The organism is Arthrobacter sp. zg-Y844, assembly GCF_024385465.1.
Lineage (GTDB): Bacteria > Actinomycetota > Actinomycetes > Actinomycetales > Micrococcaceae > Arthrobacter_B.
The window spans coordinates 632,993-648,920 of sequence record NZ_JANFLS010000001.1 but is presented as its reverse complement, the minus strand read 5'-3'; the positions used below and the strand labels follow the sequence as shown (position 1 = coordinate 648,920).

The following is a 15,928-nucleotide window of genomic DNA, read 5'->3' as shown; positions in this document are numbered from 1 at the left end:
TCAAACTCACGCCGATTCCACGGTGCGGGCGCCCAGGTGCCCGGTGACGAGCCTCAGCAGTTCGGGCACCACCGCGGGGGAGAAGTAGTGGCCCATACCGGGGATCGTGGCCAGCCGTGAGCCGGGTATGGCGGCCACCGTCGCGGCGCCCCCGCTGGGATGCACAATCGGATCCCGGTCGCCGTGGATGACAAGTGTCGGTACCCGGATTCCGGCCAGGGCCCCGGTGCGGTCGGCGGAGGCATGGATGGCGCCGAGCTGCCGGGCCCGGGCCGTCCCGCCGTCCGGATAGGCTCCGCGGTCCCAGGCCTGGCCGGCCAGTTCGGCTTCCGTCGCCGGATCCGCCGGGTGGGTCCGCCCGGAAAGATGACGCATCATGGCCACGCGTGCCCGGATGAACTCCTCGCGGGTCCGCGGCGGCCGTGCCGCGAACCGGCGCTTGGTGGAGAAAGCTGCGGCACCCACGTCCCGGGCTCCCGTGGTGGAGATGACGGAGGTCAGGGTCAGGACGCGGTCCGGGTGATGGGCGGCCACGGACTGGGCGATCATGCCGCCAAGCGACATCCCCACCATGTGGGCCCGGCCCACCTGCAGGTGCTCGAGCAGCCCCGCGACGTCGTCGGCCATGTCCTCAATCCGGTAGGCGCCGGGCATCGGCCGGGCGAGTGCCTGATGCAGCAGGGTGGGCGTGGGGGTGTCCATTCGACCGGAGCGTCCGACGTCCCGGTTATCCGGCCGGATGACGCGGTAACCGGCAGCAGTCAGGCCCTGCACGAATTCCGCCGGCCACGCCGCCAGGTCCAGGCCGAGGCCGGACAAAAGAACCACCGGCTCGCCGTCGTCGGGCCCCTCGATCCGGTAACACAGCCGCAGCCCGGACTCGAGCGTGACGAACCGGTCCTCCGCCGAATTGTCGGCCCCGCCGGCATCGCCGCTGAAGTGCAGGTACTCGTCCGCCAGCGCGCCTTTCTGCAGGTCCCTCCGGTCGGCCAGGAAGTTCATGGTCATCAGCCAGGGAGCCTGGTCGCCCTGCCGGGGCAGCGACGACAGGCTGCGCTGGACATACCCGGCGCCAAAGTCCAGCAGCGGCCGGGTGGGCATGCCCGGCGGCGCCACGGGGACGGCCGATGTGTAGCCGTGCCGGTCCATGGAACTGAGCAGCCGCGAGAACCACTGCGTCAGAAGCCCGACCTTCAGCGTCCAGGAGGCGTTGGTGTAACCGATGGCGAAGGCCATGTTCGGGATGTCGCTGAGCATCACTCCGCGGTAGGCAATGTGCTCGGCCAGGTTTACCCGCACGCCGTCAAGCTTCAGTTCCATACCGCCCAGCACCTGGACGGTGAATCCGGTGGCGGTCACCACGACGTCGGCCGCCACTTCCTCTCCGGAGGCCAGCCGGAGGCCGCGCTCGGTAAACCCGGTGGTCCGGCCGGTCACCACGGTTGTGTTGCCGCTGCGCAGGGCGGTGAAGAAATCGCCGTCCGGCACCGCGCACAGCCGCTGGTCCCACGGCCGGTACGGCGGGTTCAGGTGCTTATCCAGCTCAAAACCATCCGGTACATTACGGGACTGGATACCGCGGATGAGCTTCCGGGCAAGGTTCGGCCAGCGCTGGCAGAACACCCAGATGGCCCGCTGGCGGCGGGCACTGACCTCGGCCATGATCCGGCCGGTGCGTTCGGGCCCGACGACGCCGCGCAGCCGCCGGGCCAGCGGATCCTCCGCCGGGACGGGAAGGATATAGGTAGGCGTGCGCTGGACCATCGTCACGCTGGCGCCCATCTCCGCCAGCGCCGGAACCAGGGTGACGGCCGTAGCGCCGCTGCCAAGGACCGCAATCCGTTTCCCTGCGACGTCCAGTTCCTCGGGCCAGTGCTGCGGATGCACCACCGGTCCGGCGAACAGTTCCCGGTCGGGCAGCTCCGGTGCGTAGCCCTCACCGTAGCGGTAGTAGCCGGCGGCATTGAAGATCCAGCCGGCGGTGAGCTGCAGGATCTCCCCGGTCCCCACCGGTTCGGCCGGGACAAGGTCGGGGCCGGCTTCCGGCGTCCGCGTGCGCTCGACCGTGACGGTCCAGTGCGCGTCCCGGCTGGACCAATCCGCGGAGAGCACGCGGTGGTGGTAGCGGATCAGGGAATCCACACCGTACTCGGCGGCGGTCTCTTTGAGGTAGTGCAGGATGCTCGGGCCGTCGGCAATGGCTTTCTCTTCACGCCACGGGCGGAAGTCGTAGCCGAAGGTGTAGAGGTCCGAGTCGGAGCGGATTCCGGGGTACCGGAAGAGGTCCCAGGTGCCGCCTGCGCGGCCGCGGGTCTCCAAGAGGGCGACGGAACGCCCCGGATGGTCCATGCGCAGGCGGCAGGCCGCGCCGATGCCGCTCAGGCCGGCGCCGATGATTAGCACGTCCAGATGTTCCATGTCGGTTTCCATAACTCTCCGCTTCCTTCGCCGGCACGCCGCTGTGCCGGATTGTCGGTGCCGAACCGTCGCTGAACCGTTCCTGCTGCATTGTCCGCTCCCGGTTAGCGCCGACCCTATCGGATTCCTCCGACGGTAGCTGATGCAGCCGGAGGCGGCCGGACCTTTCCTCCACAACCTTCTTGCCGGCAGCAGTTCCTCAGGATGCATCGGGCGGCAGATACACCGGGCCGGTCCTCGGTGCGACGGTGAAGCGCATGGACATGGAGCGAGGTGCGCCGGGCACCGGCCGGACACGCACCCGACGGCTGCCGGAAACACGGCCCGGCCGCAGGCTGCCGGGCACGGCTGGCGGGGACGCCGTCGTCGCTGTGCTCGTGGCCGCGGATCAGGCGCTGCAGGATGAAGTGGCCCGGGTCGCTGCAGCTGCCGGCGTGGAGATTCCCGTGGCTCCGGATATCCCAGAGGCGATGGCCTTGGTACCGGATGTGCTGCTGCTGGGCAGCGGGCACCTCCGGTTCCTGGCCGAACAAGGAGGGCCGGGTCGCGCGCTCGCCGCTGCGGGAGCCGGTTCGGCAGGAACGGGGAAGCCCGAGGTCATTGTGGTCAGCCTAGCGGAGGACTCCAGCGTCTGGGACGCGGCTGCGGGAAGTTCCGCGGGCCGGGTCGCGGTCCTCCCCGCAGCGGCCGGCTGGCTCGCGGGCTTTCTCGGCAGACGGCGCAGCCTCGCCGGGGGTACGGTCCTGGGGGTCTTGGGCGGCGGGGGAACCGGTGCCTCCACCGTGGCGTGCTGGTTGAGTGCCAATGCCGCTGAGATCGGCCACTCGGTGCTGTTGCTGGAGGGGGATGCCTGGGGAGTCGGCTTGGAGTGGGCTTTGGGGGCCGCCGATCTGGAGGGGATCCGCTGGCCGGATTTGGAGGGGCTAAGCGGCAGCCTGAATCCCGTGCAGCTCGCGGCCGGGTTACCGGCGCTCGCCGGCTTTTCGCTTTTGAGCAGGGGGACAGGGTTCCCTCCGGCTGATGAGGCTGTTGCCGCGGCGGTCATGGACGCAGCGCGGAGCGGATATCAGCTGACCGTTGTTGATTTGGGCCGGACCGTCGGCGCAGCGTCGCTGCTGCCTTTCTGCGACCAGGTGCTGTTGGCGGTGCCGGGCCGGACAAACGGGGTCCTGGGGGCGCAGGCATTGCTGCCGTACCTCCGGGAGGTGCCGGCCCATGTAGTGGTGCGCGGGCCGCTTGGAAACGGATTGGACGAAGTCCTGGTGGCCGAAGCCCTGGGGTTGCCGCTGTCCGGTTACCTGCCCTTCCAACGGGGAAGCGGCGGGGAGTACGGCCAGGCGCTGGCGGGTGCGGGAAGGCGCCGGATCAGGCGCGTATCGCAGCGGATTCTGGCGACGGTGTTGTCCGGGCCGGTTGGGGCAGCGCCGTGAGTATGTCCGGTGCCGGCAGCGGGGGAGTTCACCGCCCACGGCGTGGCCAGCCGCTTGGCCAGCCGCTTGGCCCGGATCCGCTGTTGGCACGGGTGCGGGACCGGATGCTGGCACGCTCCGAACCGGTGACTGGAGCACGGCTCGCGGCAGCGGTGCAGGCCAGCGGGCAGCTCCTGGGCTCCGAGGGGACACTGCACGCGGTGGACCGCATGCGCGCCGAGCTGCAGGGCCTGGGCCCGCTTCAGCCGCTGGCATTGCTTCCCGGCGTCAGCGACATCCTGGTGAACGGTCCGGACCGGGTCTGGGTGGATGCCGGCCGCGGCTTGGAACTGACGGCCATCCGGTTTGCCTCGGACTCGGAGGTGCAGGCCCTTGCCACGCGCCTGGTGGCGGCCGGGGGCCGGCGGCTGGACGATTCCTGTCCCTGCGTCGATGTCCAGCTGCAGGGTTACCGTGTGCATGCAGTGCTCCGCCCGGTTTCCACCGGGGCTACGCTCCTCTCGGTCCGTATTCACCGGAGCCGGTCTTTCACCCTGGCGGAACTGATACGCGGCGGAACCCTGGACCGTGAGTGTGAAGCCCTGCTCCGCGCCATTGTCCGCCGACGCTTGAACTTTCTCGTCAGCGGAGCCACCGGCACCGGGAAAACGACGCTTCTCTCCACGTTGCTTTCCCTAAGTGGACCGCAGGAACGGCTGGTGCTGGTGGAGGACGCAGCGGAACTGGAACCGGACCATCCCCATGTGGTGGGCCTGCAGAGCCGGCACGGAAACGTGGAGGGCAGCGGGGTATTGGATCAGGCCGAACTGGTGCGGCAGGCCCTGCGCATGCGGCCGGACCGCCTCGTGGTGGGGGAGTGCAGGGGAGCCGAGGTCCGGGAACTCCTGGCAGCGCTGAACACCGGCCACGACGGAGCCGGCGGAACCATTCACGCCAACTCTGCCGCGGGAGTGCCTGCCCGGTTGGTGGCATTGGGCGCACTTGCCGGTATGGCGCCGGAAGCAGTGGCGCTGCAGGCCGCAGCAGCCCTGGACGTGGTGGTCCATCTGCACCGGTCCGCCGGCACCCGCACCATTGCCGAGATTGCGGTCCTGGTGATCGCCGACGGAAAACTGACTGCCGTTCCGGCCCTGGTCCTCAGCGGAGGGGAATACCGGCGCGGCAGCGGGTGGTCCGAGCTCGAACAGCGGCTGGAGGTACGGGCAGCCGCTGAAAGCGGTGCCGGATCCGTGCCGGCGGGCAGTTAGTGTCGGCGTGGCAGGGCTGACCGTCGCGGTACTCCTCGCCACGGCCGCGGCCCTGACACTCGGGGCTCCGCCGCGCCGGCCGCCGGTTGCCCGCCGCAGGTCTGCGCGCGTAGCGGACGGCCTTCTTCTCCGGCGGCGCCGTCGCCCTCGCCCAAAACTCGACGGTGATGCCCCGGCGCTGCTGGTGCGGGAACTGGCGGGGCTGCTGTCGGCGGGACGCTCAACCCATCGGATCTGGGCGGACGCAGCCACACTGTACGAAGCCCCGGATTCAGCGGAGATCCCCGTTCACCCCTTTTCCCCGGTGCTGCAGGCGGCCGCGGCGTCGGCAGCGCTGGGTCTTAGTCCGGTGCCGGTGCTTGCCGCCGCGGAGCGGGCAGGCATCAGGGAAACCGATCCGGCACTGCAGCAGCTGTGGTCCGGTTTGGCTGTCTGCCTGCGCGTATCGGAGCGGAGCGGTGCCCCGTTGGCCGTTGTGCTCAGCCGGTATGCCGGGCAACTGGAAGCCGCCCGTGATGCCGCCTCGGACCGGGAAGCGGCAATGGCCGGCCCGCGTGCCACTATGCGGCTCTTGACCTGGCTGCCGGGCGGCGGGATCCTCCTGGGCTACCTGCTGGGCGGCAACCCGCTGCAGATCCTGACGGCGACGCCGCTGGGGTGGCTTGCGGCTGCAGCCGGGACCGGGTTCTGGCTGGCAGGGCGTCTGTGGTCTTCACGGCTGGTGCGGAACGCCCAGGCTCCGGTGCAGGGCAATTCCGGATGACCGGCCTGCTGGTGTTCGCGCTCCTTTCGACGGCCGCCCTGCTCCTGACCGGATCCGAGGAGCGTCCGCGGCAGCAGCACCTCCGGCAGAGGATCGAACCCGGGTCGGAGGGCAGCACCGGCGATCCCGCCCTGATGCTGGATTTGATTGCGGCGATGTTGGAAGCGGGACAACCGCTGCCCTCGGCGTTGGCCATTCTGCGTGACGGCGTGGATCCGGCTACGTCCCAGGATCTTGACCGGCTCCTGCAGGCACTGGACCTCGGAATTCCCTGGGATGCCGCGTGGCAGTTGTCCGCCGGTTGCGCCTCCGCCGGAGCGCAGCCAACGGGTGGGGAACGGGTATCCCGGGTCAGCGGAATGCCAGCCTCGGCACTCGCGGCACTCGGTCCGGCGCTGCGCTTCACAGCCGTTACGGGGGCACCGTCAGCTGCTGTGCTTCATTCCCAGGCGGACGCCCTTCGGCGGCGCCGGCAGACGGAGAGCAGGCGGCGTGCAGCGGCGCTCGGGGTTCGTCTGGTGATGCCGCTGGGGTTGTGTTCGCTGCCCGCGTTTGTGGCTTTGACCGTGGTACCGCTGCTGATGTCCCTGCTGCCAGGGTGGAAATAACCCGTTTCGGCAGGACTGGTTTCACCTGTTTGTTCCTCCACAGCCCACCGCCGGATCGGGGTTGTCCCCATCAGCGTCGGGGCTGCAACCGTCGGCCGGCGGCCGGAGGCAGGATCGAAGTTCAGACCCTTTCAGCAGGAGGAAAGACACATGCCACACAGCACCAGATCCGTCGCCGCACCATCCCAGGCCGCTGCCCGCTCCGAAATGGATGGGGGAGGGCAGGACAGACGGCAGGCCTGCCCGAACCCGGAATCGGACGGCAGCCACGGGGTGTACAGCCTGTCCGGGCGCACTGCCGAGGAAGCTCCCCGCCTGACACTGGTGAAGCCGCTGCCGGCAACGCAGGAACCGGTGGATCCGTCGTGGGATGACCGAGAGGCCGGCATGGCCACCGCCGAATATGCCATTGCCACGCTGGCGGCCGTGGCTTTTGCGGGTTTGCTGGCCATCATCCTGGGCGGTGACGAGGTCCGCGGCATGCTGGTCTCACTCATCCGGTCCGCGCTGACTTTGGGGTAGGCGAAGGGAACGGAGTGCGGGAAAGTGCCAACGGGACAGACATGCCTGGACCAGCCGTCACAGCGGAGTCGGCGGGGATCGCAGCCGTGAAACCACAGGACGCGAGGCAGAAGATGACAGCCGCCGGTGCGGCACGCGAAACTCCGAGACAGAGCGACCGCGGAGCGGTGACAGCCGAGTTCGCGGTGGCGCTGCCAGCCATTGTGCTTGTCCTGGTGGGCGGGCTGACCGGTATTTCCGCAGGTATCACCCAGCTTCGGCTGGAGGAGGCAGCCCGGGCGGCGGCGCGTGAGGTCATGCGCGCAGATCAGCCCGCCGCGGCGGCTGCAGTTCAGCGGCTGGCCGGCGATTCGGCCGAGCTGATCCTCTCTGTTGAGGGGGCATGGACCGCTGTGGAGGTGCGCAGTTCCCTGACCCTGCCCGTGCTGAGCCTGCTCCCGCTGGAACTCTCCGCCGACGCCGTCGCTTTCCCGGGGGACGGAGGCCTGCCGCATGGCATTCCGTCCACCGGGTAAACCCCAAGCCGAAGATGTGGCCGGAGCCCACGGGGATCCCGACGCCAGCCGTCCGGAAGGCGGAACGGAAGGCAGGACGGAAGGCAGGGATGAAGGCAGGACAGAACCGGCCAACACCGCTGCTAACACCGCACCGAATGACCGGGGTGCCGGTACGGTTGCCGCGCTGGCGATCTGCATGGTGTTGCTGGGGTTCTCCGTGGTCGCACTGGTGATGGTGCAGGCATCAGTGGCTGCTGTACGGGCCGCCGCTGCCGCGGATCTCGCCGCGCTCGCCGGTGCGGATGCCCTGCGCGGGCTGGGGCCGCCCGGAACCGCTCCCAGCGCGGACTACGCTGCCGGCATTCAGGGTTCCAGCGGCCTCGGTGGCGGTACGGGCGCCGATGCCGGCAACCAGGGTTCCAGTCGCCTCGATGCCGATGCCGACGCCGACCCCGGTGCAGGTGCCGCTTCCCGCACCGGGAATGCCTGCAGGGTGGCCGGAGAAGTAGCCGCGCGCAACAACGCCGCACTGCGCGACTGCACTGCGGATCCACGTTCCGGCACCGTCACCGTGGAAATGGAAGTGCAGGTCCCGGCGCTTCCGGTGCCGGCCACGGCCCGGGCACGAGCCGGACCTCCCGGCTAGGTCTGGCGGCCGTCCGGCTAGGAGGTCAGGGCCAGGGCCTCCGGAGCGTGGTCCAACAGCACATTCAGGAGCGTGACGGCACCCTTCTTATCCAGCGGATTGTTCTTGTTGCCGCATTTGGGGGACTGCACGCAGGAGGGGCAGCCGCCGTCGCATTCGCAGGCACGGATGGCATCGCGGGTCGCAGCCAGCCAGATCCGTGCCGCCTCGTAACCTCGCTCGGCAAAGCCGGCGCCGCCGGGATGCCCGTCGTACACGAAGATGGTCGGCTTCTCAGTGTCTGCATGCAGGGCAGTGGATACCCCGCCGATGTCCCAGCGGTCGCTGGTCGCCACGAGCGGCAGCATGCCGATGGAAGCGTGTTCGGCGGCATGCAGGGAACCGGGGAAATCAGCAGAGGCAAGCCCGGCCGAGACGAGGAACTTCTCATCTATGACAAACCACACGGCCTTGGTGAACAGTTCCTTGGCCTCCAGTTCCAACGGCTCCTCACCGAGGATCTCGTTCGAGATCAGGGCCTTGCGCTGGTAGGAGACCACCTGCGTGGTGACCTTCACCGTGCCGAAGCAGACCTGGATGCCGTTCCACTCGGAGGTGCGGTCCGTTTCCAGCACCTCTACCTGCGTGATGTCACGGGCCTGGGTGTAGAACTCCGGATTGGTGAGGGTGACCATGGCGCAGTGGTCGGCCTCGTTGAGCTCATCCACCAGGAACGTCTGCCCCTGATGGACGTAGATTGCCCCGGTGTGCGCCTGGTACTGCGCCTGCGGGGAGTCCATGGTGCCCAGCAGCGTGCCGGTCTCGGTTTCGACGATGTTGATCGGCCCGCCGCCGGCCGCCCGCAGGTTGACCATGGACGCGGCGCTTTCCGGATGCGTCCAGAACCAGCCGGAGGGCCGGCGCCGCAGATAGCCCTGGTCCACGAGCTGCTCCAGCAGCCCGCCCGCGGTGGGACCGAACAGCTCCCGTTCGTCCGGAGTTATCGGCAGCTCGGCCGCGGCAGCGCACAGATGCGGTCCCAGCACGTACGGGTTGGACGGGTCAAAGACCGTCGCCTCCACCGAAATGTCGAAAATGGCCTCGGGATGGTGCACCAGATAGGTGTCGAGCGGATCGTCGCTGGCGACAAAAGCGGCCAGCGCATCCTGCCCGGACCGCCCGGCCCGGCCGATCTGCTGGAACAGCGATGCCCGGGTGCCAGGCCAGCCGGCAACCAGCACCGCGTCCAGCCCGGAAATGTCTATGCCCAGTTCCAGCGCCGAGGTGCTGGCGATACCCAGCAGTTCACCGCTGCGCAGCCGCCGTTCCAGCTCCCGCCGTTCCTCCGGCAGGTAGCCGGAACGGTAGGCCGCCACCCGGTCCGGCAGGGATGGATGTACCTCGTCCAGCAGCCGCCGGGTGATGGTGGCAATGGTTTCCGCCCCGCGGCGGGATTTGATGAAAGCGATGGTGCGGACCTGCGCTGCGACCAGGTTGGCCAGCAGATCGGCGGTCTCCGCCACCACTGTGCGCCGCGACCGTGCTCCGTTCTCGCCCTTCAGCTCGGTCAGCTGCGGCTCCCACAAGGCCACCGTGGTGGACCCGTGCGGCGAATGATCCTGCGTCACGGCGGTGACCGGTGCACCGATCAGCCTGCTGAAGGAATCCGACGGTTCGGCGGAAGTGGCCGAGGCACCGATGAACACCGGATCGGCACCGTAGTACCGGCAGATCCGCCGGAGTCGGCGCATCAGGTTGGCGACATTCGAACCGAAGACCCCGCGGTAGCTGTGCGCCTCGTCGATGATGACGTATTTCAGGCGGCGGAAGAACCGCGCCCACCAGGCGTGGTTCGGCAGGACGCCGAAGTGCAGCATGTCCGGGTTGGCGAGCACGAGGTTGGCATGGTCCCGGATCCAGCGCCTGGCACCCGTGTCCGTGTCGCCGTCGTACGTCTCGGCCCGGACCGTGGGAAGCTGCAGCGACTTGACCGCGGCAAGCTGATCGGCAGCCAGCGCCTTGGTGGGGGCCAGATACAGTGCGACGGCGCCGGAGGGCTCCAGCGTGGCGCGGTCGTCGAGGGAAGTACGGTGGATCGCGTCGAGGACGGGCAGCTGGTAGGCCAGCGACTTGCCCGACGCCGTGCCGGTGGCAATGATCGTGTGCTGCCCGCTGTGTGCGGCTTCGGCGGCTTCCATCTGGTGCGCCCACGGCTCGTGGATGCCGCGGCGCTGGTAGGCGGCAACGACGTCGGGGTGCGCCCATTCGGGCCACGGCGCGGTGACGGCACGGCGCGCAGGAATATGGTGCACGTGCATCAGCTGCTCGGGCTCGGCGCCGCCGCCCAGCAGCGGAATCAGGGAATCATGAAGAGCCACGTGCTCATTGTCCCACCCGGAAATCCGCGGGCACGCATGTTCACTGCCGGGGGAAAAGGGGGTACGAAGGTCAAAGCCGCGGCTCGAACATAACGACGGCGGCGAGGGACTCCCAGCCCAGGTACCGGTAGAGCTCCTGCCCGTCCAGCGAGGCGATAAGCAGCCCGGAATCGGCGTCGTCCTCCAACGCCAGCGCGGTTAATGCCCGCATCACGTAGCTTCCCAAGCCCCGGCGACGGTACGCAGGCTCCGTGATGATCCGGTCAAACACGGCGTAACCGTCGATCACAGCGACCCGTCCCTGCGCTATCGGCTGCCCCGCGTCAAGCACCGTTACGGTGCCCACCTTGTTCTCGTGGGTGCTTTCGGTTTCATAGTCGTCCCACGGCAGCACGGGGTATTCGATGTCCTGGCCCGCCATATCGGCGACCATCAGGACCTCGTCGCTTGAACGGAGGTGCAGCCCGTACACGGACGCCGCCCCATGGATTTCGTGGACCCGCGTGGTCACGATGGTGAACAGCCGGGTGGGGCTGTGCCGGGCGGAAGAAGCCAGGGCGGCGAACTCGTCGTGGGAGGGTTCGAGCGCGAAATACTCCCAGTCATTGGTCCGGTCATGCAGGAGTGCCGCCGGAAAGCGGCCCTCATGGCGGGTCCGGTACCCTCTGGCCTGGGCCCACCCGGAGACCCAGGTCTCAAGCAAATCGTCATCCAGCGCTCTCATAGATGCACACTAGCGGCCACCCGGTGCGAACGGTATGCATCCGAGATGAAATGCGGATGCCTGCCTCGGTCTACCCTTGTCTTGTGGCACTGAACCGAATCGCACTGTATTACGCTTTCACTCCTCTTCCCGACCCGGAGGCAATCCGCCTCTGGCAGCGCGCGCTCTGCGAAAAACTGGGCCTGCGCGGGCGCATCCTGATCTCGCAGGACGGCATCAACGGCACCGTCGGGGGAGAGTTGGACGCCGTCAAGGCCTACGTCAAGGCCACCCGGGAATACCCCGCCTTCAAGAAGATGGACATCAAGTACTCCGAGGGCTCCGCGGAGGATTTCCCGCGCCTGAGCGTGAAGGTGCGCAACGAGATAGTGAGTTTCGGCGCACCGGGCGAATTGAAGGTGGACGAAAACGGCGTGGTCGGCGGCGGCACGCACCTGCGCCCGGAAGAACTCCACCAGCTGGTCGAAGAGAAGGAAAAGGCCGGCGAGGAAGTGGTCTTTTTCGACGGACGCAACGCCTTCGAAGCGCAGATCGGCAAGTTCAAGGGCGCCGTGGTGCCCGACGTGTCCACCACGCATGACTTCATCGCCGAACTGGAATCGGGCAAGTACGACGACCTCAAGGACAAGCCGGTGGTCACCTACTGCACCGGAGGCATCCGCTGCGAGGTGCTCTCCAGCCTGATGGTGAACCGCGGGTTCTCCGAGGTCTACCAGATGAAGGGCGGCATTGTCCGATACGGGGAAACCTACGGCGACAAGGGCCTCTGGGAAGGCTCGCTCTACGTCTTTGACAAGCGGATGCACACCGAATTCACGGACGACGCCGTGACCATCGGCCAGTGCGTGCGTTGCCAGGCCCCCACGAGCAAGTTCGAGAACTGCTCCAACCCGTCCTGCCGCAAGCTGACCCTGTACTGCGCGGACTGCGCCTCGGACCCCGCCACGCTCCGCTGCCCCGACGGCTGCGACGGGTAACGCCCCAAACTTACTTAGGCTGCGGCTAACTGCCTATATACTTCCCCACCCGCCGTTGTTAGCATCGCGGCACGGGCGCTGGCGCCCGGAACAGGCCTGAGCGGAACCGGCGTCTGCCGGGCACCCCGGATTCGGGCGCAGCCCAAAGGCGGGGGAATATGGAAACGGTTGACACGGCAGACGCCGCAAAGAAGACAAATGAATGGGACCGGATAGTCGATGTCCTGGTGGTGGGATCGGGCGCAGCCGCGCTGACAGCGGCCATCACCGCAGCGGACGAGGGACTGGATGTCCTGGTCGTGGAAAGCACCAAGCTCTGGGGCGGCACCACCTCCATTTCCGGCGGCGGTCTCTGGATGCCCAACAACCCCCTGATGAAAGAGGCAGGGGTGCAGGACAGCCAGGAGAACGCGCTCACCTATATGGAAGAGGTGATTGCCGACGTCGGTCCGGCCTCCTCGCGCGAACGAAAACTCGCGTTCCTGCGCACCGTGCCCGAGGTCGTGACGTTCCTGGGCGGTCTCGGGGTGCAGTGGATGCGCTCCAAGGACTACCCGGACTACTACCCGGACCGGCCCGGCGGCATGGTCGGACGTTCCCTCGAGGTGAAGGCCTTCGACACGAAACTGCTGGGGCCGTGGTTCAAGCAGTCCCGTCCGGCGGCATCGGGCATCCCCGCGCCGCTGGCCACCGACGACGTCTGGGAGCTCTCCAGGGCCTGGTCTACGCCGAGCGGGTTCATCCGCGGTGCCCGCTTCGTTTTCCGCACCCTCGGGGGCCTGGTCCGGGGCAAACGGCTGTACGGCCTGGGCGGAGCCCTGTCCTCCTCGCTGATGTACATCGTGCGTAACCAGCAGACGCCGGTCTGGCTCTCGGCACCGCTGACGGACCTGGTCCAGGACGACGACGGCGCGGTGCTGGGCGCCGTCGTCCGCCGTCAGGGACGGGACGTCCGGATTCGGGCAAGGCGCGGCGTGGTGCTGGGCGCCGGCGGCTTTGCACGAAACGCCGAATGGCGGGAAAAGTACCAGGGCCTGGAGAAGGAATACTCCTCGGCGCCGGAAGGCGACCTCGGACAGGCCATCGACATTGTGGCCTCCCGGGGCGGCGCGCTGGCGCTCATGGACGATGCCTGGTGGGGGCCGACCGCCGTCGGGCCCAAGGGAAAGGTCACCTTCACCCTTGCCGAGCGGTCCATGCCGTTCTCCCTGGTGGTGGACGCTGCGGGCAAGCGGTTCCTGAACGAGTCCGAATCCTACGTGGATTTCGGCCACCACATGCTCGAGAACAACAGAAAAGTACCGGGCGATCCCGCCTGGCTGGTGTTCGAGGCCCGGCACGCCCGCCGCTACCTGTTCAACGCCCTGCTGATCGGGCGCAAGGACTGGACGCGGCAGGGACTGCTGCTTCGGGACGAGACGGTGGAGGGACTGGCGGAGAAGATGGGTGTGCCGCCGGCCGCCCTGCAGGCCACTGTGGAACGGTTCAACGGCTTCGCGCGGACCGGGGTCGACGAAGATTTCCATCGCGGCGACACCGTCTATGACAACTACTACAGCGATCCGCGGGTGAAGCCGAACCCGAACCTGGGTCCGCTGGAGAAGGCGCCGTTTTCCGCCGTGCGCCTGTACCCCGGAGACCTGGGCACCAAGGGCGGACTGGTGACGGACGCCGATGCGCGGGTGCTCCGCGAGGACGGCAGCGTCATTCCCGGCCTGTATGCCGCGGGAAACACCACGGCGTCCGTCATGGGCCGGACCTATCCAGGGGCCGGGGCAACCATCGCACCGGCCGTGGTCTTCGGTTACCGTGCTGCCCGGCACGCGGCGGCCCACGGGCTCTCCGCTGTGGACCCGGCGGAGGCAACACCGGCGGCATTTGAGTCAGCACCGGCGGAGGCAACACCGGCAGCACCGGCAGCAACACCGGCGTCGGCGGCCGGAGTGCAGGGCACGGCCGGGTAGCGGGCTCTCAGGCAGGGCGGACGGGCATCCGGATGCGAAGGAGGTGCCCGTCCGCCGATTGCACGGACCGCCGATAGCGCGGCCCTAGACTGGGGGATGTGATTGATTTCTCTTCCGTTCCTTCTGCACCCCTGAGCCGCGACACCTGGCTCCTCAAGGCGCTCGCCGCCGATTTGGAGGAGGCCGGATACACCGTAAACGGTGTGGCCGGGTTCCTAGGCGAGGCCGCCTCGGCGGCCCTGCAGCGGGACCAGCTGGTTCCGGCCCTGCTGGCCTGCCGTGCGGAAGCGGAAGCGGCTTCTCCCCGTCGAGTGGCGGTTCCCATCCAGCTTTGGCTGTTGGGGGAAACGGCTGAGCGGGCCGAACTGGACAGCGCGTTCCCGCGCACCGGCACCGAAGGCCTGCTGGAACTCGGACTCATTGAACGCGGACGCATCTTCGGCACCTTCCGGGCAGCAGTGGACCTGCGCCCCTACGGCACCGACGACGGCGGCTCCGGTTCCGCCGGGAATCCCGACGGTGACCTCTGGGTGGCCAGCGACCTGGGCAGCCACCAGCGGCCCGGTGTGCTGCGCCGCGACCACGTCCTCGGCATCGGGCAGGCCTCCCTGAGCCTGGCCCAGCTCACCGTACGCGCGCCGGTGGGACGTGCCCTGGATCTGGGCACCGGATGCGGGATCCAGGCCTTCCATCTGCTCCGGCACGCGGACCACGTCACGGCAACCGACATTTCCGAGCGAGCCCTCGGCTTCGCCCGGTTCAACCTGCTGCTCAACGCCCCCCAGCTGGACATCGATCCGGACCAGCCCGAGGAGCGGTTCACCCTCCGGCTCGGCAGCCTGCTGGAGCCAGTTGCCGGCGAAAAGTTTGATCTGGTGGTCTCCAACCCGCCGTTCGTCATCACTCCGCGCACCGGCGGCGGCGACGATGAGAGGTACACCTACCGCGACGGCGGCCTGGCCGGTGACGGCATCGTCGCGGCCCTGGTGGCCGGACTGGAGGAGGTCCTGCGTCCGGGCGGCACCGCCCAGATGCTGGGCAACTGGGAGATCCCGGCCGGCCGGGACGAGGAATGGTCCGCCCGGCTCGAGGAATGGCTTCCGGACGGGACAGACGCCTGGGTCATCCAGCGTGAAACCCTCACCCCGACGGAGTACGCCGAAATGTGGCTCCGCGACGCCGCGCAGGGCCGCGAACGCGAGGAATACGCTGCGGCGTACGCCGGTTACCTGGCGGATTTCGCTTCCCGGAATGTCGGCACTGTGGGGTTCGGCTCACTTTGGCTGCGCCGACGCCGGAAGCCCGGCGCCGAACCGCTGCGCAGGTTCGAGGAAATCACCCATCCCATCGAACAGCCCGTGGGCCCGCACCTGGATGCCGCCGTACGCCGATTCGACTGGGTCAGCAGCCGCACCAAGCTGGAGACCGTGCACCTGCTGGTTGCCGACGACGTGACGGAGGAACGCCATCAGCGCCCCGGAGCCGAGCATCCCGGGGTGATTCTGCTCCGTCAGGGCGCGGGACTGCGGCGGACCAACCTCATGAGTACGGAGCTCACCGGGTTCGTGTCAGCCTGCGACGGCGAGCTCTCCGTGGGACAGATAGTCTCAGCCCTCGCCGCCCTGCTGGACCGCCCGGAACCTGAGTTTGGCGAAAACCTGATCGCGGAAGTGCGTAATCTGGTCTTGGACGGGTTCCTCGTTCCGGACCGCTGGTAGGCACTGCGCCTGTCCCGGTGCAGATCATGCCTGCGGTGCTTTCCGGTTACCCTAGTG

The 15,928-nt window shown here is 68.3% G+C and carries 13 protein-coding genes; 10 read left to right on the top strand and 3 right to left on the bottom strand.

Translation table 11 applies throughout. The annotated features are described in order from the left end of the window. Positions 1-6: 6 nt before the first annotated feature. The gene (locus tag NNX35_RS03025) at positions 7-2,430 is read right to left on the bottom strand and encodes an alpha/beta fold hydrolase (RefSeq protein ID WP_255866945.1); all 2,424 of its coding nucleotides are present in this window, start codon (positions 2,428-2,430) and stop codon (positions 7-9) included. 245 nt (positions 2,431-2,675) lie between these two features. Here NNX35_RS03025 and ssd point away from each other — a divergent pair, with 245 nt between their 5' ends. From ssd to NNX35_RS02990, 7 genes are all read left to right on the top strand, one after another. Beyond that, entirely contained in the window at positions 2,676-3,848 is a 1,173-nt protein-coding gene (ssd, locus tag NNX35_RS03020) for a septum site-determining protein Ssd (RefSeq protein ID WP_255866944.1), read from the top strand. Between the two features lie 2 nt (positions 3,849-3,850). Beyond that, entirely contained in the window at positions 3,851-5,095 is a 1,245-nt protein-coding gene (locus NNX35_RS03015; protein WP_304661092.1) for a TadA family conjugal transfer-associated ATPase, read from the top strand. A gap of 7 nt (positions 5,096-5,102) precedes the next feature. Next, entirely contained in the window at positions 5,103-5,858 is a 756-nt protein-coding gene (locus NNX35_RS03010; protein WP_255866942.1) for a type II secretion system F family protein, read from the top strand. After that, positions 5,855-6,466, top strand: a complete 612-nt coding sequence (locus NNX35_RS03005) for a type II secretion system F family protein (RefSeq protein WP_255866941.1) — start codon at positions 5,855-5,857, stop codon at positions 6,464-6,466. The genes NNX35_RS03010 and NNX35_RS03005 overlap by 4 nt, the downstream gene beginning before the upstream one ends. 150 nt (positions 6,467-6,616) lie before the next feature. Further along, a complete protein-coding gene (locus NNX35_RS03000) occupies positions 6,617-6,988 on the top strand; it encodes a DUF4244 domain-containing protein (RefSeq protein WP_255866940.1) in 372 nt (123 codons plus the stop codon). 86 nt (positions 6,989-7,074) lie between these two features. Continuing rightward, positions 7,075-7,503, top strand: a complete 429-nt coding sequence (locus NNX35_RS02995) for a TadE family type IV pilus minor pilin (protein ID WP_255765047.1) — start codon at positions 7,075-7,077, stop codon at positions 7,501-7,503. Beyond that, positions 7,481-8,131: a hypothetical protein gene (locus tag NNX35_RS02990; RefSeq protein ID WP_255866939.1), complete on the top strand. Its 651-nt coding sequence runs from the start codon at positions 7,481-7,483 to the stop codon at positions 8,129-8,131. The genes NNX35_RS02995 and NNX35_RS02990 overlap by 23 nt, the downstream gene beginning before the upstream one ends. A gap of 17 nt (positions 8,132-8,148) precedes the next feature. Here NNX35_RS02990 and NNX35_RS02985 read toward each other — a convergent pair whose 3' ends face one another. After that, positions 8,149-10,488, bottom strand: a complete 2,340-nt coding sequence (locus NNX35_RS02985; RefSeq protein WP_255866938.1) for a DEAD/DEAH box helicase — start codon at positions 10,486-10,488, stop codon at positions 8,149-8,151. Positions 10,489-10,558: 70 nt separating this feature from the next. Beyond that, on the bottom strand, positions 10,559-11,212 hold the full coding sequence (locus NNX35_RS02980) for a GNAT family N-acetyltransferase (protein WP_255866937.1): 654 nt from the start codon (positions 11,210-11,212) through the stop codon (positions 10,559-10,561). 83 nt (positions 11,213-11,295) lie between these two features. Here NNX35_RS02980 and NNX35_RS02975 point away from each other — a divergent pair, with 83 nt between their 5' ends. The 3 genes from NNX35_RS02975 to NNX35_RS02965 all read left to right on the top strand — a co-directional run bounded on the left by NNX35_RS02975 (position 11,296) and on the right by NNX35_RS02965 (position 15,871). Then, positions 11,296-12,189, top strand: a complete 894-nt coding sequence (locus NNX35_RS02975; protein WP_255765043.1) for a rhodanese-related sulfurtransferase — start codon at positions 11,296-11,298, stop codon at positions 12,187-12,189. A gap of 158 nt (positions 12,190-12,347) precedes the next feature. Beyond that, entirely contained in the window at positions 12,348-14,153 is a 1,806-nt protein-coding gene (locus NNX35_RS02970) for an FAD-dependent oxidoreductase (protein ID WP_255866936.1), read from the top strand. Positions 14,154-14,251: 98 nt separating this feature from the next. Further along, positions 14,252-15,871, top strand: a complete 1,620-nt coding sequence (locus tag NNX35_RS02965) for a methyltransferase (RefSeq protein ID WP_255765041.1) — start codon at positions 14,252-14,254, stop codon at positions 15,869-15,871. The last annotated feature ends 57 nt before the right edge of the window (positions 15,872-15,928 follow it).

Excerpts from the sequence above, each read along its gene's own strand:
- NNX35_RS03025 (WP_255866945.1), bottom strand. The coding sequence starts at position 2,430 with ATGGAAACCGACATGGAACATCTGGACGTGCTAATCATCGGCGCCGGC.
- ssd (WP_255866944.1), top strand. The coding sequence starts at position 2,676 with ATGGACATGGAGCGAGGTGCGCCGGGCACCGGCCGGACACGCACCCGA.
- NNX35_RS03015 (WP_304661092.1), top strand. The coding sequence starts at position 3,851 with ATGTCCGGTGCCGGCAGCGGGGGAGTTCACCGCCCACGGCGTGGCCAG.
- NNX35_RS03005 (WP_255866941.1), top strand. The coding sequence starts at position 5,855 with ATGACCGGCCTGCTGGTGTTCGCGCTCCTTTCGACGGCCGCCCTGCTC.
- NNX35_RS03000 (WP_255866940.1), top strand. The coding sequence starts at position 6,617 with ATGCCACACAGCACCAGATCCGTCGCCGCACCATCCCAGGCCGCTGCC.
- NNX35_RS02990 (WP_255866939.1), top strand. The coding sequence starts at position 7,481 with ATGGCATTCCGTCCACCGGGTAAACCCCAAGCCGAAGATGTGGCCGGA.
- NNX35_RS02980 (WP_255866937.1), bottom strand. The coding sequence starts at position 11,212 with ATGAGAGCGCTGGATGACGATTTGCTTGAGACCTGGGTCTCCGGGTGG.
- NNX35_RS02970 (WP_255866936.1), top strand. The coding sequence starts at position 12,348 with ATGGAAACGGTTGACACGGCAGACGCCGCAAAGAAGACAAATGAATGG.